At 66.9% G+C, this 19467-nt stretch carries 19 protein-coding genes and 2 pseudogenes; 10 read left to right on the top strand and 11 right to left on the bottom strand.

What is annotated here, in order from left to right:
* The first annotated feature begins 627 nt into the window (after positions 1 to 627).
* Positions 628 to 975, top strand: a complete 348-nt coding sequence (locus KIK15_RS06625) for a hypothetical protein (protein ID WP_214243409.1) — start codon at positions 628 to 630, stop codon at positions 973 to 975.
* Positions 976 to 1063: 88 nt separating this feature from the next.
* A complete protein-coding gene (locus tag KIK15_RS06630) occupies positions 1064 to 1291 on the top strand; it encodes a hypothetical protein (protein ID WP_214243410.1) in 228 nt (75 codons plus the stop codon).
* A gap of 439 nt (positions 1292 to 1730) precedes the next feature.
* On the opposite strand, the gene KIK15_RS06635 is transcribed toward KIK15_RS06630, so the two are convergent.
* From KIK15_RS06635 to KIK15_RS18870, 5 genes and pseudogenes are all read right to left on the bottom strand, one after another.
* Positions 1731 to 2684, bottom strand: coding sequence for a universal stress protein (locus tag KIK15_RS06635; RefSeq protein WP_214243411.1), 954 nt, complete (start codon positions 2682 to 2684; stop codon positions 1731 to 1733).
* Positions 2681 to 3244, bottom strand: coding sequence for a flavodoxin domain-containing protein (locus KIK15_RS06640; RefSeq protein ID WP_214243412.1), 564 nt, complete (start codon positions 3242 to 3244; stop codon positions 2681 to 2683). The genes KIK15_RS06635 and KIK15_RS06640 overlap by 4 nt, the downstream gene beginning before the upstream one ends.
* A gap of 134 nt (positions 3245 to 3378) precedes the next feature.
* Positions 3379 to 4749: a HAMP domain-containing sensor histidine kinase gene (locus tag KIK15_RS18725; RefSeq protein ID WP_214243413.1), complete on the bottom strand. Its 1371-nt coding sequence runs from the start codon at positions 4747 to 4749 to the stop codon at positions 3379 to 3381.
* Positions 4746 to 4988, bottom strand: a pseudogene (locus tag KIK15_RS18865) (winged helix-turn-helix domain-containing protein); the annotation flags it as partial. The gene KIK15_RS18725 and the pseudogene KIK15_RS18865, both read right to left, overlap by 4 nt.
* Before the next feature lie 95 nt (positions 4989 to 5083).
* Positions 5084 to 5492: pseudogene (locus KIK15_RS18870) on the bottom strand (response regulator); the annotation flags it as partial.
* A gap of 51 nt (positions 5493 to 5543) precedes the next feature.
* Here KIK15_RS18870 and KIK15_RS06655 point away from each other — a divergent pair.
* Positions 5544 to 6968 carry a deoxyribodipyrimidine photo-lyase gene (locus KIK15_RS06655; RefSeq protein ID WP_214243415.1) on the top strand — a complete coding sequence of 475 codons (1425 nt, stop codon included), beginning with the start codon at positions 5544 to 5546 and terminating at the stop codon, positions 6966 to 6968.
* Positions 6969 to 7052: 84 nt separating this feature from the next.
* Positions 7053 to 8297 (top strand): Nramp family divalent metal transporter, encoded by a 1245-nt coding sequence (locus KIK15_RS06660; RefSeq protein WP_214243416.1) that lies wholly within the window; start codon positions 7053 to 7055, stop codon positions 8295 to 8297.
* On the opposite strand, the gene KIK15_RS06665 is transcribed toward KIK15_RS06660, so the two are convergent.
* Positions 8294 to 9460: a hypothetical protein gene (locus KIK15_RS06665; RefSeq protein WP_214243417.1), complete on the bottom strand. Its 1167-nt coding sequence runs from the start codon at positions 9458 to 9460 to the stop codon at positions 8294 to 8296. The two genes, KIK15_RS06660 and KIK15_RS06665, sit on opposite strands and share 4 nt — an antisense overlap.
* Before the next feature lie 339 nt (positions 9461 to 9799).
* On the opposite strand from KIK15_RS06665, the gene KIK15_RS06670 reads away from it, so the two are divergent.
* Genes KIK15_RS06670 through KIK15_RS06695 form a run of 6 tightly spaced genes read left to right on the top strand, consistent with a single transcriptional unit; the run spans position 9800 to position 14930 of the window.
* Positions 9800 to 10480, top strand: coding sequence for an HAD family hydrolase (locus tag KIK15_RS06670; protein ID WP_214243418.1), 681 nt, complete (start codon positions 9800 to 9802; stop codon positions 10478 to 10480).
* A gap of 52 nt (positions 10481 to 10532) precedes the next feature.
* Entirely contained in the window at positions 10533 to 11570 is a 1038-nt protein-coding gene (phnD, locus tag KIK15_RS06675) for a phosphate/phosphite/phosphonate ABC transporter substrate-binding protein (protein ID WP_214243419.1), read from the top strand.
* Between the two features lie 2 nt (positions 11571 to 11572).
* Positions 11573 to 12406 (top strand): phosphonate ABC transporter ATP-binding protein, encoded by an 834-nt coding sequence (gene phnC, locus KIK15_RS06680; protein ID WP_214243420.1) that lies wholly within the window; start codon positions 11573 to 11575, stop codon positions 12404 to 12406.
* Positions 12403 to 13215, top strand: coding sequence for a phosphonate ABC transporter, permease protein PhnE (gene phnE / locus KIK15_RS06685; RefSeq protein ID WP_307851769.1), 813 nt, complete (start codon positions 12403 to 12405; stop codon positions 13213 to 13215). Before phnC ends, phnE (KIK15_RS06685) begins: the two co-directional genes overlap by 4 nt.
* Positions 13212 to 14045 (top strand): phosphonate ABC transporter, permease protein PhnE, encoded by an 834-nt coding sequence (gene phnE / locus KIK15_RS06690; RefSeq protein WP_214243421.1) that lies wholly within the window; start codon positions 13212 to 13214, stop codon positions 14043 to 14045. Before phnE (KIK15_RS06685) ends, phnE (KIK15_RS06690) begins: the two co-directional genes overlap by 4 nt.
* Positions 14046 to 14051: 6 nt before the next feature.
* The gene (locus tag KIK15_RS06695) at positions 14052 to 14930 is read left to right on the top strand and encodes a MurR/RpiR family transcriptional regulator (RefSeq protein WP_214243422.1); all 879 of its coding nucleotides are present in this window, start codon (positions 14052 to 14054) and stop codon (positions 14928 to 14930) included.
* 33 nt (positions 14931 to 14963) lie between these two features.
* On the opposite strand, the gene KIK15_RS06700 is transcribed toward KIK15_RS06695, so the two are convergent.
* From KIK15_RS06700 to KIK15_RS06720, 5 genes are all read right to left on the bottom strand, one after another.
* On the bottom strand, positions 14964 to 15704 hold the full coding sequence (locus tag KIK15_RS06700) for a hypothetical protein (RefSeq protein ID WP_214243423.1): 741 nt from the start codon (positions 15702 to 15704) through the stop codon (positions 14964 to 14966).
* 45 nt (positions 15705 to 15749) lie between these two features.
* Positions 15750 to 16793: an ABC transporter substrate-binding protein gene (locus tag KIK15_RS06705; protein WP_214243424.1), complete on the bottom strand. Its 1044-nt coding sequence runs from the start codon at positions 16791 to 16793 to the stop codon at positions 15750 to 15752.
* Between the two features lie 135 nt (positions 16794 to 16928).
* On the bottom strand, positions 16929 to 17726 hold the full coding sequence (locus KIK15_RS06710; protein WP_214243425.1) for an ABC transporter permease: 798 nt from the start codon (positions 17724 to 17726) through the stop codon (positions 16929 to 16931).
* Entirely contained in the window at positions 17723 to 18550 is an 828-nt protein-coding gene (locus tag KIK15_RS06715) for an ABC transporter permease (RefSeq protein ID WP_214243426.1), read from the bottom strand. Before KIK15_RS06715 ends, KIK15_RS06710 begins: the two co-directional genes overlap by 4 nt.
* Positions 18547 to 19419: an ABC transporter ATP-binding protein gene (locus KIK15_RS06720; RefSeq protein WP_214243427.1), complete on the bottom strand. Its 873-nt coding sequence runs from the start codon at positions 19417 to 19419 to the stop codon at positions 18547 to 18549. Before KIK15_RS06720 ends, KIK15_RS06715 begins: the two co-directional genes overlap by 4 nt.
* Between the last annotated feature and the right edge of the window lie 48 nt (positions 19420 to 19467).

Here is a 19467-nt window from a genome sequence, read left to right on the forward strand (position 1 = left end):
ATGCTCATCAAACTTGAGCCAGGCCCTTGGCTGGCGAAATTTCCCTGGCTTGGGGCACGGCGTGCTCGCGAATAGCGTGCTGCCCGAGAGGTGAATTCACCCGATCGATAGGGGTAGCTGCCCTCGTTAGGTCGTCATCGACGGGATCTTCACATGGACCTCCGGACCGAACGAGGGTTACGGTGTCTACAACCCCAGCCCGACACGAGAGGTGCGCTGAATGTCTAGTCATGGTGTGGTCCGCAAGTGGAGGGTGACCAAGGGTTGGGGCGTCATCGACTCTTGTGATGCGCCCGGCGGATGCTGGCCCTTCTACACAGCAATTGAATTGGGAGAAGAGAACAGTCACTCCCGCATTGAAGGACTCGCGCCCCGTCAGGCCGTCCGCTTTGACTGGGAACCTGCAACTCAAGATGGGTATCTGTTCAGGGTCATTCGCGCCATCCCTGTCGATACGGCTCCGTGAAAGGCGTGACGGCTGCAGGAAATCGGCGAAGACCAGTTCGCGCAGTGAACTTCATATCGGTCCCCGCTGCTGTGGTGGTACTGGCATCAGCCGCCGCCTGTGGAGTAGTTGACGGTCCGAGCCAAACGGAGCTGGTTGAACAGGCTGCAGAGTATGGCGCCATGCCTGATCTGACCGCAGCCGATATCGCCAGTGCATCCAAAGGGGGAGGCCGCGACCCGAGCTACGTAGTGGTGGCTGAGATCCACCGGGACAGGCTCAGTGGGTTTCTGAGTAGTTCGCGCGCGAATGATTCGGCGGCTCAACCTGTCTCGGTAGGCCTGTTGGACCCGCTCGCAGGGTTCATGCCAATGGACTGGCTCCGCGCACAGTTGCGGCGACACCTTCCTGGCTATCGTGCCGAGGACTTCCGGGGGATCAACAATCAAGCAGGGCACGCATACCGGCACATCAATTTCGCCTGCGGTGCACAGAAGTGCGGTCTACTGGTGTACATCGAGATCTTGTGAAGCTGAGTGACCAGCGACGCGAATCACTGTGAACGGCGGGTTCAACACTTCCGTTTGCAGCCCGTGCACCGCAGATACACTCTTTCCCGTGAGATCGACCGTTCCGGGTGTGCCGCCGATGCCGGCGCTGGATGTGGAACGCGAGATGGCGGCACATGCGGCCGATCCGATGCGCAGGCGGCAGCGTTGGGCGGCTCGGCGGCCCTGGCTGATCGTCGCGGGGGCACTGTCGGTGCTTGTGGTCGTATTCGGCGGGCTCGGTGCGTTCACAGCCGCGATGGGCCAACGCAGCAACAGATCGCAGACGATGGGCTGACGCGCGGCCAGTTCGCGTCGTTGCCTGCCGGGTCGCTGCGCTGGGCCACTGTGGTGGGAACGCGAGAACCGTTGTGGCGGATGGCCGCTGAACTGACACCTGAACAGCTCAGGAGCTTCCTCGCAGGCAGCGGCTTCGAGGTGCGGGTTCAGCAGGCAACGACTCGCCCACAGGACCGTGGCCCAACCGCCGACCCGCAGTCCCTCGACCCCCTTGTGCGCGAGCATCTGCCCGCGTACGTCGGTCGGAACTTCCGCTCGGTTCAGGACACGAAAATCGCACCGGACACCCGAACTGTGTCCTACGCCTGCGACGACCTGGTGTGCGGCGTTGTGGTCATCGTGGCCACCACATAGCCGGATGCGGCGCAGTAGGCGACCCGGTCTCCGAGCCCCGACCGCTCGGAGACCGGGTCTGCTCCCTGGTCGTGACTGAAGCGTCAGCCGTGCAGTTTCGCGAACACCGAGGCCATCGCTCGACGTGGTCCGTGAGCCGAGTCGACCTCGGGCGGCCGCACGATCATCAGTGGGCAGCGCGCCATGCCGAGCAACTCGGCACTCGTCGACCCCAGCAGCATCCCGGTGAAACCGCCGCGTCCCCGGCTGCCGACCACCAGCAGGGATGCGCCGTGGCTGGCCGCAGCCAGTACATCCACGGCATGTCCCTCTTCGATCACCGTGGTGACCGACAGATCGGGGTAGTCCTGGCGGTAGCCGGCCATGCACTCGGCGAGCACCGCCTGCTCGGCCTGGCGGTGCCCGATCAGGTCGATGACCGGGAACATCGGATCGGTGTCGATCGACGGCACCTCCCAGGCGTGGATCGCGGTGAGGCCCACACCCCGGCGGTCGGCTTCGGCGAACGCCACATCGAGCGCTTGGATGCTGATGGGGGAGCTGTCGACACCCACCACCACCGGGCGGGCCGTGCCGGTGGCGGTGGCCTCGGTGTCGACGAAGGCCACCGGGCAGTGCGCGTGTGACGCCATGACGGTGGTCAGCGAACTGATGCGGGCCAGCCTGCCTGGATGCCGCGAACCCATGACCATCAGCTGGGCGTCGCGGGACTGTTCGATGAGGCCTGAACGCACCGGCCCGCGCACCATCCGCTTGGTCACCGTCGGTGTGCGGTCGGCCGATCCGCCGACCATCACCTCGCGGGCCACCGCAGCGCAGCGCTCGAGGCGATGTTCGGCTGCCTCACGCATCGATGCGAAGTACTCGGGTGGGATCGGCCACCCCGACATGGCCGGTGTGCTCTCGTCCACCGCAGTCAGCACCCGCAGGTCGCAATGCCGACGCAGCGCTTCGTCGGCGGCCCAGCGGACCGCCGTGGTGGCGGCCTCGGATTCGTCGACGCACACGACGATCGGTTGGTTGACGTGGGTTGTCATGGCAGTAACTCCTCATCGGTGACACCGGGGGCGACGGAGTGCCGACCGCTCGGTGTTGTTGCTGGAAACTCGTGCGCCAGCGTGGCCGCGATGTGTGTCGTCCAATCGGTCACGTCGCCGAGCTGACGCAGGTCGACGTCGGAGACCCCCAGTGCGCGGACCACCGTGCGTTCGGACCACGACAGATCCGATGCATGGAGGCGACCACCGAACACGTGGTGGCTGCGGGCACCCAGGGAATCGGCAGGTGTGGCGACCTCGATGGCGCGCGGGTCGTCGATGGGACCACTGGAGAACAACCACAGCGGACGCAGTGCGAGTTCGGATCGATGTTTGTCGACGAAGTGGTGTGCCGAGGACAGCCAGTGCCCGAAGTACACCGCGCTGCCGAGGACCACTGCGTCCACATCCAGCAGTGAGGTCACCTCGTCGGCGTCGGCGAGTTCGACGTGCGCTCGGATCCCTGTCCGTGTCAGCGCGCTGTCCAGACATGAGGTCACCAGCTGGGCCAACTCGAACGTGGCACCGTGCCGACTGGCCACCACCACCAACACCTTCATGGATCTCCCCGGGTCGTGCTCGGTGAACTCCGAACGACCTCCAGTACAGGCTGGTCACCGCGGGGAGCGCGCCTGTCGAACATCCCTGATCGTGAGGACCAAGGTCACGAGCCATCCGCGGCCCAGGGCAGCGTTCAGCCGCCGAGGGTCAACACCAGCCGGGTCCCGCCCATCGGGCTGTCGGTGAGATGAGCTGTGCCACCGTGCAATCGGGCTTGTTGGGCGATGAGAGCCAGGCCCAGGCCGGAGCCGGACTCGCCGGAGGTGCCACGTTCGAAGCGCGCGAACACTCGCTCCCGATCGGCTGGGGCCACGCCCACGCCGTCGTCGTCCACCCAAATCTCCACCCCGTCGGTGGGCGACGGTCCGCGTGGGTGTGCGGCCACCACCACGCGGCGGGCCCGGCCGTGGCGCACGGCGTTGGTCACCGCGTTCTCCACCGCCATCCGCAGCCCGGCCTCGTTGATCCGACCGGGAACCGATTGCGCGCCGGCCAGTCTCACGTCCACATCTCGATGGCGGGCGGCGCTGTCGGTGACCACCCGTTCGAGCAGATCCACCACATCGGCGTGCGCGCGGTGCTGGCCACCGAGATCGCCCTGGGCCAGGTTCTCCAGCGACGACAGCGTCTCCAACACACGGGCATGCGCGCGGCGCAGGTCGGCGACGATCTCCCGGCGGGCCGCCTCGTCGGGGGCATAGGTGTCCAACACCTCGAGGTCGGTGCGCATCGCGGTCAGCGGGGTCCGTAGCTCGTGCGCCGAGACCGATGCGAAGTCACGCGCGGTGGCCAGGGCCTCGCGGGTGCGCTCGCGTTCGGCATCGATACGCGCCAGCAGTGACGTCATCGCCCCGGCCAGGTCCTCGGCCTCGCGGGCGCCGCGAATCGACTGCAGGGCAATGCGTTCGGGATCGTCGGCGGGTGCATCGACGGCCAGGGCTTCGGTGTGGTGGGCTAGGCGCCGCAGTGGTCGGATGGCCACGCCGCTGGCCAGCCACGCCAACAGGGCGGTGGCGCCCACGGCGGCGAGTCCGATCAGCAGTAGCGCGTTGCGCTGGCCGTTGATGCGGTCGGTGGTGGGCTTCAGCGGGACCGCGACCGAGGCTGCGGCCAGTCCGTTGAGGATCGACTTGTCCAGCACTGACACGGTTTTCACCCGGTAACGCACGCCGTTGATGGACAGGTCACGACGGCCCGTCTCCTGCACCGGGATCTGGGTGGGGCTGGAGAAGACGGGCACACCGCCTACTCGTACCGTCGCCAACACCCCGTCGGCCACGCTGTCGGCCACGGTGGTGGCGTTCGGGTTGGAGATACTGGGTTGTGCTGCGGCGGAGAGAGTGTCGACGCGGGCGTCGAGTTCCCGGTACGCGCTGGTGGCCACCTGGGTCCACACGATCGCGCCCACCGACGCGACGATCACCACGGTGACCGCCGCTGCGGCAAGGGTGACTCGGGTTCGCAGCGACGCCGAACCAGAGGGTCGGGTCGGGCGCCGATTCACGACGACCGCCGCAACACGAACCCCACCCCACGCACGGTCTGGATGATGCGTGGCTGCCCGTGCGCCTCCAACTTGCGGCGCAGGTACCCGATGAACACGTCCACCACGTTGGTATCGGCCACGAAGTCATAGCCCCACACCTGGCTCAGCAGCTGCGTGCGGCTGAGCACCAGGCCGGGGTGTTCGGCCAGCGTCGCCAACAGTTCGAACTCGCGCCGGGTCAGGTCGACCGGATGTCCGTCGCTGAGCACCAGACGCGCCCCGAGGTCGATGCGGACGTGTTCGACGACCCGTTCGGCGCCGATCGCACCGGACTCGACCGGTGCGGGTGCGGCAGGGGAGCGTCGGCGCAACAGCGCACGTAACCGGGCCACCAGCTCGCCCAGGTCGAACGGTTTGGTCAGATAGTCATCAGCGCCGGCCTCCAGCCCGGTGATCCGGTCGTCGACGCTGGCGCGCGCCGAGAGCACACACACCGGGATGTCGTCGCCGAGGGCCCGTAGCGCCGTCACCACACCCACGCCGTCGAGGCCGGGCATGTTGATGTCGAGAACCAGCAGCTCGGGCCGACGATCCCGCATCGCGCGCAACGCCTGCGCGCCGCCGGTTGCGGTGGCCACCTCGAATCCGGCCAACCGCAGGCCGCGCTGCAACGAGTGCAGGACGTCGGGGTCGTCGTCGACCACCAACACGCTGATCGCACCGCCATCGACCACGCCCGTGTTGCCGCCACCGTCGGTCATGCCCCACATTGTGCCCGCGCCGCGTCGGCGGTGGCTGTGGGCCGTGGTTCCATGGATGGGGTGATCACCTCGCCTGCTGCCGTGCTCTGGTTCCGCCGCGATCTGCGCCTGTCGGATCTGCCGCCCCTGATGGAGGCGGCCCAGGCGAGCGATCGGGTGCTGGCCTGCTTCGTCCTCGACGATCATCTGCTGGCCACCTCGGGAGATCGTCGCGCGCAGTTCCTGTTCGACTCGCTGCGTGAGATCGATGCCAAGCTCGACGGGCGGTTGTTGGTGGTGCGCGGCCGGCCGGCCGAGCAGATCCCGCGGATCGCTGCGGCGGCCGGAGCCCGCTCGGTGCACATCACCGGCGACCACAGCCCCTACGGCATCGCCCGCGACGCCGAGGTGGCCACGGCGCTAGGCGATATCGAGTTGTGTTCAGTGGGAACATCATTCGCTGTCGCACCGGGGCGGGTGACCAAGGGTGACGGGGGTCCGTACAAGGTGTTCACCCCGTTCTTCCGGGCCTGGCGTGAACACGGGTGGCGCGCCCCCGCCGACACCGGGGTCGATTCCGCCGCCTGGATACACCCTGATGACGTTGTGGGCGTGGCTGATTCGGGGCTGCAGCGAGTCGACATCCCCGATCCCGGCACACCGCTGTCTATTCCGGCGGGCGAGGATGCGGCCATGGCGCGGTGGGCGCAGTTCCTCGAGGGCACCGACGGATATGCCCAACACAACGTGTCCGACTACGACGACGCCCGCAACCGTCCCGACTTGGACGCGAGCAGCCGGATGTCGGCGTACCTCAAGTTCGGCAACATTCACCCGCGCACCATGTTGGCCGACCTCACCAGGCTCGAAGAGCACTCACCGACCGCCGACGGGGCCACGGCATATCTGCGCGAGTTGGGTTTTCGCGACTTCTACGCCTCGGTGTTGGCCCAGTGGCCACACAGTGCTTGGCAGAACTTCAACCGCACCTTCGACGACATCGAGGTGGAGACCGGGGCGTTGGCGCGCAACCACTTCGACGCCTGGTGTGCGGGTCGCACGGGATATCCGATCGTCGACGCCGGGATGCGGCAGCTACGGGATTCGGGCTTCATGCACAACCGCGTGCGGATGATCGTGGCGTCGTTTCTCGTCAAGGACCTGCACTTGCCGTGGCAGTGGGGTGCGCGGTGGTTCCTCGATCAGTTGATCGACGGTGACCTGGCCAGCAACGCGCACGGGTGGCAGTGGACCGCCGGGTGTGGCACCGACGCCGCGCCGTACTTCCGGGTGTTCAACCCCACCACGCAGGGCATCAAGTTCGATCCCGCCGGCGACTATGTGCGGCGCTGGGTGCCCGAACTCGCCGGCGTCGCGGGCAAGGCCGTGCACGAGCTGAAGTCAGGTCGCCCAGACGACTACCCCGCGCCGATCGTCGACCATGGTGTCGAACGCGCCGAAGCGCTGCGTCGATACCAGGTGTTGAGTAAGAAATAACGGGTATGAACAGCAGATTTAGGGTGACCGAAACTTTTTCTTCGTCGGTTTGAAACTGGTCGCGCCGTGTGCCACATTGGTGCGATGGCCGCACCAGTGTTGAACACGCCACCCGTGCGACGCGTCGCCGGGATCACGTTGCTCGGGCCCGCGTTCGTCGCCGCCATCGCCTACGTCGACCCGGGCAACGTGGCCGCCAACGTCACCGCGGGCGCCCGTTACGGCTTCCTGCTGGTGTGGGTGTTGGTGATGGCCTGTGCGATGGCGGTGGTCATCCAGTACCAGTCGGCCAAGCTGGGCATCGTCACCGGCAAGACGCTGCCGGGCCTGCTGGGTGAGCGGCTGTCGACCAAGCGGCGGCTGGGGTTCTGGGTGCAGGCCGAGGTGGTGGCCGCGGCCACCGACATCGCCGAGGTGATCGGTGGAGCCATCGCCCTGCAGCTGCTGTTCGATCTGCCGCTGTTGCTCGGCGGGATGATCGTCGGCGTGGTTTCCATGGGGCTCTTGGGTTTTCAGTCCCGCAATTCTCAACGCACCTTCGAGTCGATCATCGGCGGGTTGCTGCTGATCATCGTCATCGGCTTTCTGGCCGGTCTGGTGGTCAACCCGCCGTCGGCCGGCGACGTGTTGGGTGGACTGGTACCACGGCTGCAGGGCAGTGACACCGTGTTGTTGGCCGCCAGCATGTTGGGTGCAACGGTGATGCCGCACGCCATCTACCTGCACTCGGCGCTGGTCGTCGACCGGCACGGGTACAGCGAGGACATCGACCGTCGGCGGCGACTGGTGCGCATCACCCGCTGGGATGTGGTGACCGCGTTGATGATCGCCGGTGCGGTCAACATCGCGCTGCTGCTGTTGGCCGCGCAGAACCTGCAGGGCAAAGACGGCACCGACAGCATCGACGGCGCGCACCAGGCGGTCAGCGACGCGATGGGTCCGGTGATCGCGGCCGTGTTCGCGATCGGACTGCTGGCCTCGGGGTTGGCCTCTACGGCGGTCGGCTGCTACGCCGGCGCCTCGATCATGCAGGGGCTGTTGAAGTTTCGGGTGCCGCTGTTGGCGCGCCGGACCGCCACGTTGATCCCGGCACTGATCGTGCTGGCCAGCGGCGTGGAACCCACCAACGCCTTGGTCATCAGTCAGGTGGTGCTCAGCTTCGGGATCCCGTTTGCCATCATCCCACTTGGTCGCCTCACCGCAAACCGTTCTCTGATGGGCGAATTCGCCGATTCACGCACCTTGCGGGTGGTGGCCGCAGCCATTGCGACGGTGGTGGTGATCCTCAACGTGGCGCTGATCTTTCTCACCGTCACCGGCGCCAACTAGCCGTCGGCCTCCACCGCTTCGGCGACCCACGCGCACAGCAGCGGCGTCAGATGCCATGGCGACTGGTGGTTCTGCGAAACCGACACCGCGGCAACCGCGAAGGGGTGGGTGAACCGCAGTTCCACCGGCAGCCTGACGATCGGCCCGGTGGGCGGTGGAGGTGGGGGATCGGGCAGTCGGAGCGCTGCCAACATGGCGTTCCCCCACACACGGGTCCCAACGTGGGCGGCACTGACGCTCACACCCCACATGCCGTGGGCGTGGTAGCTCATCGCGCACCACTGTTGGGCATCGGCGGCGGCGTTGTCGTCGGAGAGTTCGCCCCCGAGTCCGGTCCACATCGCCTCGAAGAACCCCAGTTCGCCGTTGACCAACTCGGTACTCGTCGCCACCGACCATGCAGGGAGAACGGCAGTGTTCTCGGCGTCGTCGACGTCGGGATCAACGTCGATCACCTGCCACCAGTCGCGTCGGATCTGGCTGGGCACTCCCGGCAGAAGCACTGCCTCATGTGCGATGAACCGCGCCGCGGTTCGGACCGCGGCGGCCTGGACATGAACCGGGTCGATCTCGGGATCGGCGATGACTGAGGCCATGACCACGCCGTCGGCAGCATCGATGACCACCCCGATCACGCCCAGCAACGGATCCCAGGCCAGTCCGCATTGAGCACCGTTGGTGCGCAACACGTTCTGCACACCCCAGGTCGAGGTGAGGGATCGGGATGAGACCACCGACGGGGGAGTGACCCAGCTTGCCAGGGTGAGCGTCGATGTCGCCGCCAGGGCAAGGGTGCCGGCGATGGCGGACGGCTGCACCGGCAGCGCGTCGAACGAGCCGCCGGTGGTCGCCGACACCCAGCGCGCGATGTCGAGGTCGTGCGGGAGCTCGGTGGACACGGTCACCGTGTCGCCGTCGGCCAGCGCGTTGATCCGGGCCACGCCACAGGTGCTGTTCATCCAGATCGCCGCACTCAGTCCGATCGCCGGGTGCTCCTGGCGCAGCAGTGTCACGGCTGCGGCGTGCGAGCCCGAATCGGTTGGGATACCAACGGTCTCGCGCAGCACCCACGCCGACACCGGCGACACCGCCCGTGAACCTTGCGGCGGGAACGCCACCATCGCGTAGCCCAGCTCTGAAACACCCTGTGCCGCTTGTCCCATGCGCCACACGCTACCCAGCATCTGTGTGGATGTCGGGTGGGTCGCTGCCGGGTGTGTATGTCGGTGGGTCGAAAGCACGAAGTGCGCTGTGGCCCAGCCGACGCAGGAGAAGCCCAGCCCGCTGGGTGCGCACCCCGACGGCGTGGCAAGTTTCCGCCCACTCGACGGGGTTTACCGCCCACTCGACGGGGTTTACCGCCCACTCGACGGGGGTTTCCGCCCAGTGGACGGGGTTTACCGCCCACTCGACGGGTGTCGGGTGAACTCCCTGTGAACAAGTGTTTCATCAACTCCGGGAACTGTGGTCATTGCGTTCATGGATCGGTATGTTCATCGCTCGTGAGCACCACTGTCCTGTTGGACTTCGACGGCACGGTCTGCGTCGGTGACGCCCCGGTGTGGGCGTACGCCGAGCAGGTGGGGTCGCTGATCGGCGATGAGAAGTTCGGGCCCATCGCCGATGCACTGTCGCGGTTCCTCGACGGAACCGAGGCCGCCGACCACATCGACGGTTACAGCGCGGTGGCGGCGTTGTCTGACGGGTTGCTCACCCCCGCCCAGCGCGACGACTGCTATCGGCGCAGTCGATCGCTGCTCGCTGCCGGTGCGTTGGATGTCACCGCCCCGACCGGGCTCTCGACGTGGCTGGCCGAACGCCGGTTCCGGGCCGTGTTGGTGACCAACGCTCCCGGAATCGGTGTGGTGCAGACACTGTCGCGGCTGGGCCTCGACGGCGCCTTCGATGAGATCGTCACCGATGCAGGCAAGCCGAGTGGACTGCACCGCGTGATCGATGCACACGTGGCCGATGGGCCGTTGGTCTCGATCGGCGACATCTGGGTCAACGACCTGGCCCCGGCCCACGAGAAGGGCTGCGCCACCGCCTATGTCGACCGCTTCGGGCTCGGCGACGGGACACCCTCCTGGCGCGCAGCCACCCTGGGTGAGCTGCTGCCCGACCTCGACGCCTGGCTGGTCGACCCAGCGCACGCCCGCACCCGCCACCCCGCTGCCCACTGAGCCTTCACCCCCCGACCCGTCCCGCTTCACGACACGACATACGAGGAACCCCATGAACATCCGACATCCCCATCGCCGTCGTCTGGCTCGCACCACCTCGGTGCTGGCGGCCGCCCTGCTCGTCGGTGGGCTGGCCGCCGGATGTGGTGCACGCGACAGCGATTCTTCGAAGTCGACGGACGCATCGGCTCCGTGCACCGGCAAGTCGAGCTCGTCGGCGTCGGCCCCCAAGGAGTTGACGCTGGCGCTGGTGCCCTCGGGCGACTCCAAGAAGCTCGTCGACACCGTCAAGCCGCTGGAGGCGGCGCTGACCACGAGCCTGGGCATCACCGTCAAAGGTGTGATCACCCAGGACTACCAGGCTGCCGTCGAGGCGATCGGGGCCAACCAGGCCCAGATCGGCCTGCTGCCCCCGCTGCAGATGGTGCAGGCCTGCCAGCGCTACGGCGCGGTGCCCGCCCTGCAGTCGGTGCGAAAAGGCAAGTCCACCTACGCCGCCCAATTCTTCACCAACAAGCCCGACAAGTACTGCTCGGACAAGCCTGCCCCCGACTCCAGTGGTCTGCTGTTCTGCAACGGCACCGCCTCGGGTAACGGGCCGGCCGGCCTGGACTCCATCGCCAAGGCCAAGGGTGCGAAAGTGGTGATGCTGGAATCGGGTTCGTCTGCGGGCTACGTGTTCCCGGCGGCGGCGTGGAAGGCTGACGGCATCTCGGTGAAGTCCGATCTCGATCTCACCCAGGTCGGTTCGCACCCCGCGTCGGTGCTGGCGGTGGAGAAGGGTGACGCCGAGGTGGGCGTGTCCTACTGGGACGCCCGCAGCACCGTGGTGGCCGACACCCCAGACGTCAAGGCCAAGCTGGTGGTGTTCGCCCTCACCAAGGAGATCCCCAACGACGGGGTGGCGCTCTCGGGTGGATTGTCCAAGGAATGGCAGGACCGCATCACCAAGGCGTTGCTCGACTACGCCGCGACGCCGGAAGGTGTGGCGGCACTGAACGCCATCTACCAGATCACCGGCTTGGCCAAGGCCGACCCCGCCGCCCTTGCGGCCGCCCAGCAGGAAGCAAACCTGGTGGGGGCCAACTGATCATGGCCACCAGCACCGATCCCGCCCGCCCCGATCTGACCGCGTCGGTGGTGCCCGCCGACATCGAGCTCGACGACGTCAGCGTGACCTACCCCAACGGGCATCAGGCGTTGAGCCACGTGAGCCTACGCATCCCGGCCGGGCAGATGGTGGCCGTGGTGGGTCTGTCCGGTGCGGGCAAATCGACCCTGATCCGGGTGCTCAACGGACTGGTGCCCATCACCTCCGGTGCCATCACCGTGGCGGGCCGCCGCGTCGATCAGCTCGGTTCCTCGGGTCTGCGTGACCTGCGTTCACAGATCGGGATGATTTTTCAGGGGTTCAACCTGTCTGAGCGCAGCACCGTGATCGACAACGTGCTGATGGGTCGGCTGCATTCAACTCCGTTGTGGCGCAGCCTCACTGGGTCGTTCGCCGCCGCCGATGTCGAGTTGGCGATGCAGGCCCTTGAACGGGTAGGCATCGTGGAAAAGGCGTATCAGCGGGCGTCGTCGTTGTCGGGCGGACAGAAGCAGCGTGTGGCCATTGCCCGCGCGTTGGCCCAGCAACCCCGGGTGATGTTGGCCGACGAGCCGGTGGCCTCCCTCGATCCGCCCACCTCGCACACGGTGATGCGGGACCTGCGCCGCATCAACACCGACCTGTCCATCACCGTGATCGTCAACCTGCATTTCCTGGATCTCGCCCGGGAGTACGGATCTCGGCTGATCGGCCTGCGGGGCGGCGAGGTGGTGTTCGACGGCACCGGCGCCGACGCCGACGAGACAGTCTTCGAGCGGATCTACGGCCGATCACTGACCGGTGATGATGTGCTCGAGGCTCGGGCGCAACTGTGAGCACCCGCACGCTGGTCTCGTCGACCACCTCAAACCGACCCACCAAGCCGCGTACCGCGTGGCGTGGCTGGCTGGTGGTCGCGGTGGTCGTCGCGTTGACTGTGCTGGCGTGGAACGGCGTGGACGGCAACATCGCCGACATCATCGACAACTGGCGTAACGGCGCAGACAAGATCAGCGACCTGCTGGCCCCGGACTACTGGTTCTTCCCCGACACCGTCGACCCGTTGCTGGAGACCCTCCACATGGCGATCATCGCCACCGCCATCAGCGCAGCGGTGTCGATCCCGTTGATCTTCTTGGCATCTCGGGTCTCCAACCCCAACGGTCCGGTGCTGCTCGCGGTCCGCAGCGTGATGAACGTGATTCGTGCCATCCCCGACCTGATGTCGGCGGCGGTGTTGGTCTCGGTGGTGGGAACCGGTGCGCTGCCCGGCATCATGGCGTTGATCCTGTTCAACGTGGGCATCCTGGTGAAGCTGGTGTCCGAGGCGCTCGATGCCACCGACACAGGGGGTTTGGAGGCGGCGCTGGCCGCCGGGGCCACCCGCACCAAGGCCAACCGCGCGGCCTTGTGGCCACAGATCGTGCCCGCCTACACTGCGCAAACCCTCTACGTCCTGGAGCTCAACGTCCGTGCCTCCACGGTGCTGGGTCTGGTCGGGGCCGGTGGACTGGGCGCACTGATCGACGATGTGCGCAACTACTACCGCTACCACCAACTCTCGTTGATCATCCTGGAGATCCTGGTGGTCGTGGTCGTCATCGAGACCACCTCCGGCGCGTTGCGAAAGCGGTTGACCCGATGACTACCCTGACCACGCCGGTCGCGGCGCAGACCGCACCCCGCCCCACCCGGCCTCGCAACTGGATGCGCGCCCTCGGGTGGACGATGGTCGTTGCGGTGCTGGTCATCTCGGTGACCGGCATCGACATCCGCTGGAGTCGGCTCACCACCTTCCCCGCAGATCTGGTCCACTACCTCGGCCTGATGTTCATACCGCCGGACGTCGACGCGGTGGGCAAGGCGATCCGCGCCACCGGAGAATCGGTCGAGATGGCTTGGCTGGGCACCGTGATCGGGGTGGTCATCTCGTTTCCGCTCGGTTTCCTCGCCGCCAATTCGATTGTCCCGCTGTGGGTTCGGGCGCCATTGCGGGTGATCTTCGCGTTGTTGCGGGCGGTACCGGAGGTGGTCATCGCCATCATCATCCTCTCGGTCACCGGGCTCACCCCGTTCACCGGCGCCCTGGCCATCGCGGTGGGTTCGGTGGGCACCCTGTCCAAGTGGGGATACGAGGCGATCGAGGGCGCCGACCCCGGCCCCATCGAGGCCGCTCGGGCCTGTGGGGCCGGGCGCATCGGTGTCATCCGGTGGGCCATCTGGCCGTCGGTGTCGCCGGAGATGTTGGCGTTCTGGCTCTACCGGTTCGAGATCAACGTGCGGGCCTCGGCCATCCTCGGACTCATCGGAGCCGGTGGCATCGGCTCGATGCTCACCCAGAACGTCCAGTACCGACTGTGGTCGACCGTGGGCACCCTGTTCATCGTGGTCGTCGTGGTCACGGTGATCATCGATCAGGTGTCGGGGCGGCTGCGCCAGCGCATCATCACCGGCCGATGGAGCGCCCGTGGGTGAGGCGCCATGGCCGAGGTGACTGCCGACCGGCATTGGGCCCCAGGCGAACTCATCGCCCATATCCGGGCGCTGTTGCCGTCGCTGCTGCCGGCCGAACGGGCGGTGGCGACTGTTATGTTGGAGTCGGCCTCGCGCGTCATCGACATGTCGGCCCAGCAGGTGGCCGAGCAGGCCGGAGCGTCGCGGGCCACCGTGGTGCGTACCTGTCAGAGTTTCGGACTTCGCGGCTACCAACAACTTCGGGTGCTGCTGGCCCGTGATGCCGACACGATCACCCCGGCGGTGCCGCCCCCGGCCGGTCCGGCGGCCACCGTGCACGCACTTTTCGATCATGCGGCCACCTCGATGGCCGGGATGTCGGCGCTGCTCGACGACGACGCGATCACCGCAGCGGTCACCCTGCTGAGCACGGCGTCCACGGTGGTGGTGGTGGGCAACGGGTTGTCCTATTCGCTGGCGCTGGATTTCGCGACCCGCCTCATGTCACGTGGGGTGCGGGCAATGGCCCCAGCCGATGTGATCACCCAGCAGATCACCGCCGGGACGTTGGGCGCCGGTGACGCGGTGGTGGTGATCAGCGGCAGCGGAGCCACCCGACCCAGCCTGCGCGCCGCCGAGCTGGCCCGGCATGGGGGAGCGACCGTCATCGGCGTGACGTCGTTCTCGCGGTCGGCGCTGGCACACGCCTCCGACGTCACCCTGGTGGTCGGGATGGCCGACTTCAGTTTCCGCGACGAGGTGGCCATCACCTCCCGCATCCCGCACGCCATCGTGTTGGAGGGTCTGATCGCGGCCATCACCGCCGAGCGGGGACCCGCTGCCGCCCAGCGGTATTCGCGCAATCTAGCAGTGATCAGCGACCACCTCGCCGACGGGTTCGACTGAGCTGTTCGGCAGTGACGACGCCCGGTGACGTCGCTACTCGGCCGGCTCGCGGTAGGCCTGCACCCGCGCCAACACCGATTCGGCCGCCGACTGTGATCCCTGGCCGAGTTCGCCCCGACCGCGCCGGGCAGCGGGGGTGTCGACCACGAGCACGGCGTCGAGCTGCTCGACGGCCTCTGCCGCCCGGCGCATCGCCGCGGTGCGACGGGTGAACTTCTCACGCCGATCCGCCAGCGGACTTCCCGCTACTCCGGGGGCGAGCACCGTGCTGATACGCAGATCGCCGCGTTCGAGACCATCGATCTCCACCGCCAGTCGACAGATCTGGTACATGTCGGCATCGAGGTCCACCTCGCCCAGCAGACCCTCCCGGGCCGCCCGCGATCCGGCTATCGCCCGCGCGTGATCTTGGGCCTCATAAACCGAGGTTCGCAGCCCCGAGTTCACCTTCCGGATGTGCCGGTGGGAGATCATGTCCAGGGTCCCGGCCATGCCGCGGCGGGCGTCGTCGCGGGCGGTGAGGCGACGCACGTAGTGGCGGTAGGTTCGCAGCACCAGCCACACCACCCCGGCCAGCGCCAGGACCGTCACCACGATCCCGACGGGCAGCAACCACAGGCTGCTGAACACGCTGTAGACGCCCACCGCAGCGCCGATCAGCGCGATCACCAGGGCCACCCCGATACCCCAGAACAACATCGACATGCCGCGGTAGCTCACCGTGGTCGCGGTGCGGTCGGCGCCGGGGCGGAAATACTCGAACGACCGGAACATTGCCCCGACGTTACCCAACCCCATCCGGCTGGGGCCACGACATGATCAGGCCTTCAGGTCGGGGTTCTCCTCGTAGACCTCCTTGAGCACCGACAGGTCGAAGATGTCGGCACCCTTGAGCGTGTATCCAGCCTTGGCCAGCGCCGCGATGTTCTCCTCGATCAACTGGTCGGTCATCGTCAGCAGCCCGTTGACCTTGGTGTCGGCCGAGACCACCAGATCGTTCTGGGCGATCGCTTCCTTCTCCTGGTCCTCAACCTTGAGCTTCTGGTCCTTGCCGTACTTGTTGGCGGCCAGCTCGGCAGACATCCGGGGGTTGGCCACCGCGTCCTTCCACCCCTGGATCTCGGCCTTGAGGAACTTCTTGAGCTTGTCGCGCTCTTTGTCGATCGTCTCTTGACGCACCACCAGCGTCTCAGCCACCAGCGGCAGGTTGTGATCGGCGAACAACAGGGTCTCGGTGGGGAATCCCTGGGCGGCCAAGGTGATCGGCTCGTTGGTGCTGTAGGCCACCCAGCCGTCCACCTCGCCCTTGGTCAGCGGCGTCGGGTCGTACTGCACGGTGATCTTCTCGACGTCGCTGTCCTTGAGTCCGTTGGCGGTCAGCAGCGCCTTGAACACGTTCTCGTTGGAGGCCTGCACACCGATCTTGCGGCCCTTCATGTCGGCGGGGGTGGCGATCGGGCTCTTGGCCGAGGACATGATGCAGAACGGGTTCTTCTGGTAGGTCGCCGCCACCGTCTTGAGCTTGGCGCCCTGCAGGATCACCGGCGCGGTCAGCTGCGGCGCGGTCATCCCGATCCACACCTTTTTCGCCGTCAGACCTGTCTCCACGCCGGTGCCGGCGCCACCGCCGGTCAGCAGCACCGGGTCGGGGGTGATGCCGGCCGCCTTGTAATAGCCCTTCTCCAAAGCGAAGTACTCACCGGCGAACTCGATGTTCTTGATCCATGACAACTGCACCTTGATCGCATCAGAACTCGACGACGAGTCCGATCCACAGGCGGCGAGCAGACTGGAGGCCCCCACCACGCCACCGGCGGCGACGGAGTATCGGAGGAACGAGCGGCGATCGAACGTGGCGGACATGGGTGCTCCTGGGTGGTCGGTGGTGCTGGGGTCGAATGGGATGAAACGGACGTGGTGGGTGGCGTGAGTTCAGGGTGTGGATGTGATTGTGGGGCAGAACGGTTCGATGCGCAGCGCATGCGGGAGATGGGGCGTTCAGGTGGCCTGACTGCCCATCGCAGACAGCACGATCTTCTCGATCACCCCGACCGCGGCGTAGAGCAGGATGGAGCTGACGGTGATCACAGCCACCGACGCCCACAGCTCGTCATATTTCGCGGCGGGCAGCGCCTGCTGCAGCGTGGACCCCAAACCCTGGTTGGTGCCCAACCATTCGGCCACCGTGGCACCGATCATCGCCCCAGGCACCGACACCTTGGCCGCAGCGAACAGTGACGGCACCGCCGAGGGCAGCTTTGCCATCAGCATCGAGGTGGCCGGGGTGCCTCCGTAGGCGGTGATGACGTCGTCGATCTGGCGGGGCGCATTGTTCAGCCCGGTCATGATCATCACCAGCGCCGGGAAGAACACGATGATGCCTCCCATCACCGCCACGCAGGCCGGTCCACGCCCCACGATGATGGTGATCAGGGGGGTCATCGCCACCAACGGCACCGACCGCAGCAGCATGGCCAACGGCATGAACGTCTGGGCGGCGGGTCGGAACATCACGAACACCGCAGCCACCACCACCGCCGCGATCATTCCGGTGGCGAAGCCGATTCCCGTGTCCTGCAATGTGATCCCGAGGTTGTGGAAGATGTCCGAGCGGAACGTCTCCGCGGTGGAATCGGTGAACAGGGCCTGATAGACCTCCACCGGGCTGCGGCCGATGAAGTCGGTGGACGGGAACGCGGCGAGGAAAAGCCACCACAAAGCCAGGATCAAGACGAACGACAGCAGCAGCGAGCCCAGGAAGCGTGCGATGGTGCCGACCATCGAGGTGCCGCTCATCGCGCACCCGACCCGACCCCGGTGAACCACCGGGTGGCCACGGCGGAGATGACCGCCATGATGGCGTAGCCGATGCCAGCCAACGCGCCGGTGATCAGGGCAATCGCCCACACCTCGGGGATGGCGGCGCGCTGCTGGGCCAGGATGAGCGCCGGCCCCAACCCGGTTTGGGGGGCGGCGAGGAACTCGCCCAGGATGGCGCCGAGAACAGCTGCGGGAGCGGCGATCTTGAGGGCACCGAAGATGGCGGGTAGTCCCGCGACAATGCGGACTCGCCACAGTTGGGCGAAGGCGCCACCACCGTAGACGCGAACGAGATCGAGGCTGGCCTGATGTGGTGAACGCAGCCCGGTGAGCGTGCCGATCATGGTGGTGAAGAAGACCGAGATGGCGGCGAGGAACACGATGGAGGTCTTGACCTCGGTGAACGCCACCTGCACGATCGGCGCCACCGCGATCAGCGGCGTGCAGTAGGAGATGATGGCCAGCTGGGTGGCGACACCTTCCAGCGTCGGCACGATGACCACGACGAGAGCCACGACGATGGCCAGACCGTTGCCCCAGAGGAATCCGGTGAGGGCCGCCTCCACCGTGGGTCGGGCGTTGGTGGTGTAGAAACCGATGCCCTGATCGCCGATGGCGCTCAGCACCCGCAGCGGGGTGGGGATGGTGCCCTTGAACCATTCGAAGACCCCGGCCGCAGTCCACAGGGCGAGAACTGCCGCAAGGCCGATCGCGCCTGCGCCGTAACGGTTTCCGGCTGCACGCACCCCAGACCAGGCGGTTCCGGGGGCGGGGACCTCGGTCAGCGTCGCCGTGCTCATGCCTCGGCTCCGGTGAGATCCGCCCCCGTTGTGCCGATCCCAGTGGTGGCGATCCCGGTGGCGTCGATTCCAGGTGCCTTGCGGCCGAACAACAGTCCGCTCAGGTGATCGTTCAGCGCGTGGAACTCCGGGGTGCGCATCATCTCCGGGACCCGGGGTCGGGGTAGGTCGATGGGCAGCACCTCGATGATGCGGCCCGGTCGGGGACTCATCACGGCCACCTCATCGGAGAGGAACACTGCCTCGGCGATGCCGTGGGTGACCATCAGGGTGGTGGCGGGTTTCTCGGTCCAGATGCGCAACAGCTCGATGTTGAGGCGTTGGCGGGTCATGTCGTCGAGGGCGCCGAACGGTTCGTCGAGCAGCAGTGCGGTGGGCCGCACCACCAACGCGCGGGCGATCGAGACCCGTTGGCGCATACCGCCGGACAGCGTGGCGGGTTTGGCTTTCTCGAACCCGGTGAGCCCCACCAACTCGATCAGCTCGGCGATCAGGTCATCATCCACCGGCATCCGGGCCACCTGCAACGGCAGTTTGATGTTCGATTCCACGCTGCGCCACGGCAGTAGAGCGGAGTCTTGAAAGGCGATGCCCAGACCGTGATCGCGCTGTAGGTCCTTGGGTGAGCGACCGTTCATCAGCGCGCTGCCGGAGGTGGCCGTCTCCAGACCGGCCAGGATGCGCAGCACCGTCGACTTGCCGCAGCCCGAGGGCCCCAACAGTGACAGGAAGGAGCCCTCGGGGGTCTGCAACGTGACATCGTCGAGCGCGGTGACCGTCGAGCGTCGAGACCCGAACGTCTTGGTCAGCCCGGTGATGTCGACACCTGTTCCCGCTGGTCGCGAGGGGGTTGAGGCAGCTTCAGCCATGGTGGCTGACGCTAGGCTGCGCGCGTTGCTTCTGTGTTACGCGCGTGT

This window comes from Williamsia sp. CHRR-6 (assembly GCF_018474015.1).
Taxonomy (GTDB): domain Bacteria; phylum Actinomycetota; class Actinomycetes; order Mycobacteriales; family Mycobacteriaceae; genus Williamsia_A.

Coding starts and splice junctions, on each gene's coding strand:
- KIK15_RS06625 (WP_214243409.1), top strand. CDS start 628: ATGCCTGATCTGACCGCAGCCGATATCGCCAGTGCATCCAAAGGGGGA.
- KIK15_RS06635 (WP_214243411.1), bottom strand. CDS start 2,684: ATGACAACCCACGTCAACCAACCGATCGTCGTGTGCGTCGACGAATCC.
- KIK15_RS06640 (WP_214243412.1), bottom strand. CDS start 3,244: ATGAAGGTGTTGGTGGTGGTGGCCAGTCGGCACGGTGCCACGTTCGAG.
- KIK15_RS06655 (WP_214243415.1), top strand. CDS start 5,544: ATGGATGGGGTGATCACCTCGCCTGCTGCCGTGCTCTGGTTCCGCCGC.
- KIK15_RS06660 (WP_214243416.1), top strand. CDS start 7,053: ATGGCCGCACCAGTGTTGAACACGCCACCCGTGCGACGCGTCGCCGGG.
- KIK15_RS06665 (WP_214243417.1), bottom strand. CDS start 9,460: ATGGGACAAGCGGCACAGGGTGTTTCAGAGCTGGGCTACGCGATGGTG.
- phnD (WP_214243419.1), top strand. CDS start 10,533: ATGAACATCCGACATCCCCATCGCCGTCGTCTGGCTCGCACCACCTCG.
- phnC (WP_214243420.1), top strand. CDS start 11,573: ATGGCCACCAGCACCGATCCCGCCCGCCCCGATCTGACCGCGTCGGTG.
- phnE (WP_214243421.1), top strand. CDS start 13,212: ATGACTACCCTGACCACGCCGGTCGCGGCGCAGACCGCACCCCGCCCC.
- KIK15_RS06695 (WP_214243422.1), top strand. CDS start 14,052: ATGGCCGAGGTGACTGCCGACCGGCATTGGGCCCCAGGCGAACTCATC.
- KIK15_RS06700 (WP_214243423.1), bottom strand. CDS start 15,704: ATGTTCCGGTCGTTCGAGTATTTCCGCCCCGGCGCCGACCGCACCGCG.
- KIK15_RS06705 (WP_214243424.1), bottom strand. CDS start 16,793: ATGTCCGCCACGTTCGATCGCCGCTCGTTCCTCCGATACTCCGTCGCC.
- KIK15_RS06710 (WP_214243425.1), bottom strand. CDS start 17,726: ATGAGCGGCACCTCGATGGTCGGCACCATCGCACGCTTCCTGGGCTCG.
- KIK15_RS06715 (WP_214243426.1), bottom strand. CDS start 18,550: ATGAGCACGGCGACGCTGACCGAGGTCCCCGCCCCCGGAACCGCCTGG.
- KIK15_RS06720 (WP_214243427.1), bottom strand. CDS start 19,419: ATGGCTGAAGCTGCCTCAACCCCCTCGCGACCAGCGGGAACAGGTGTC.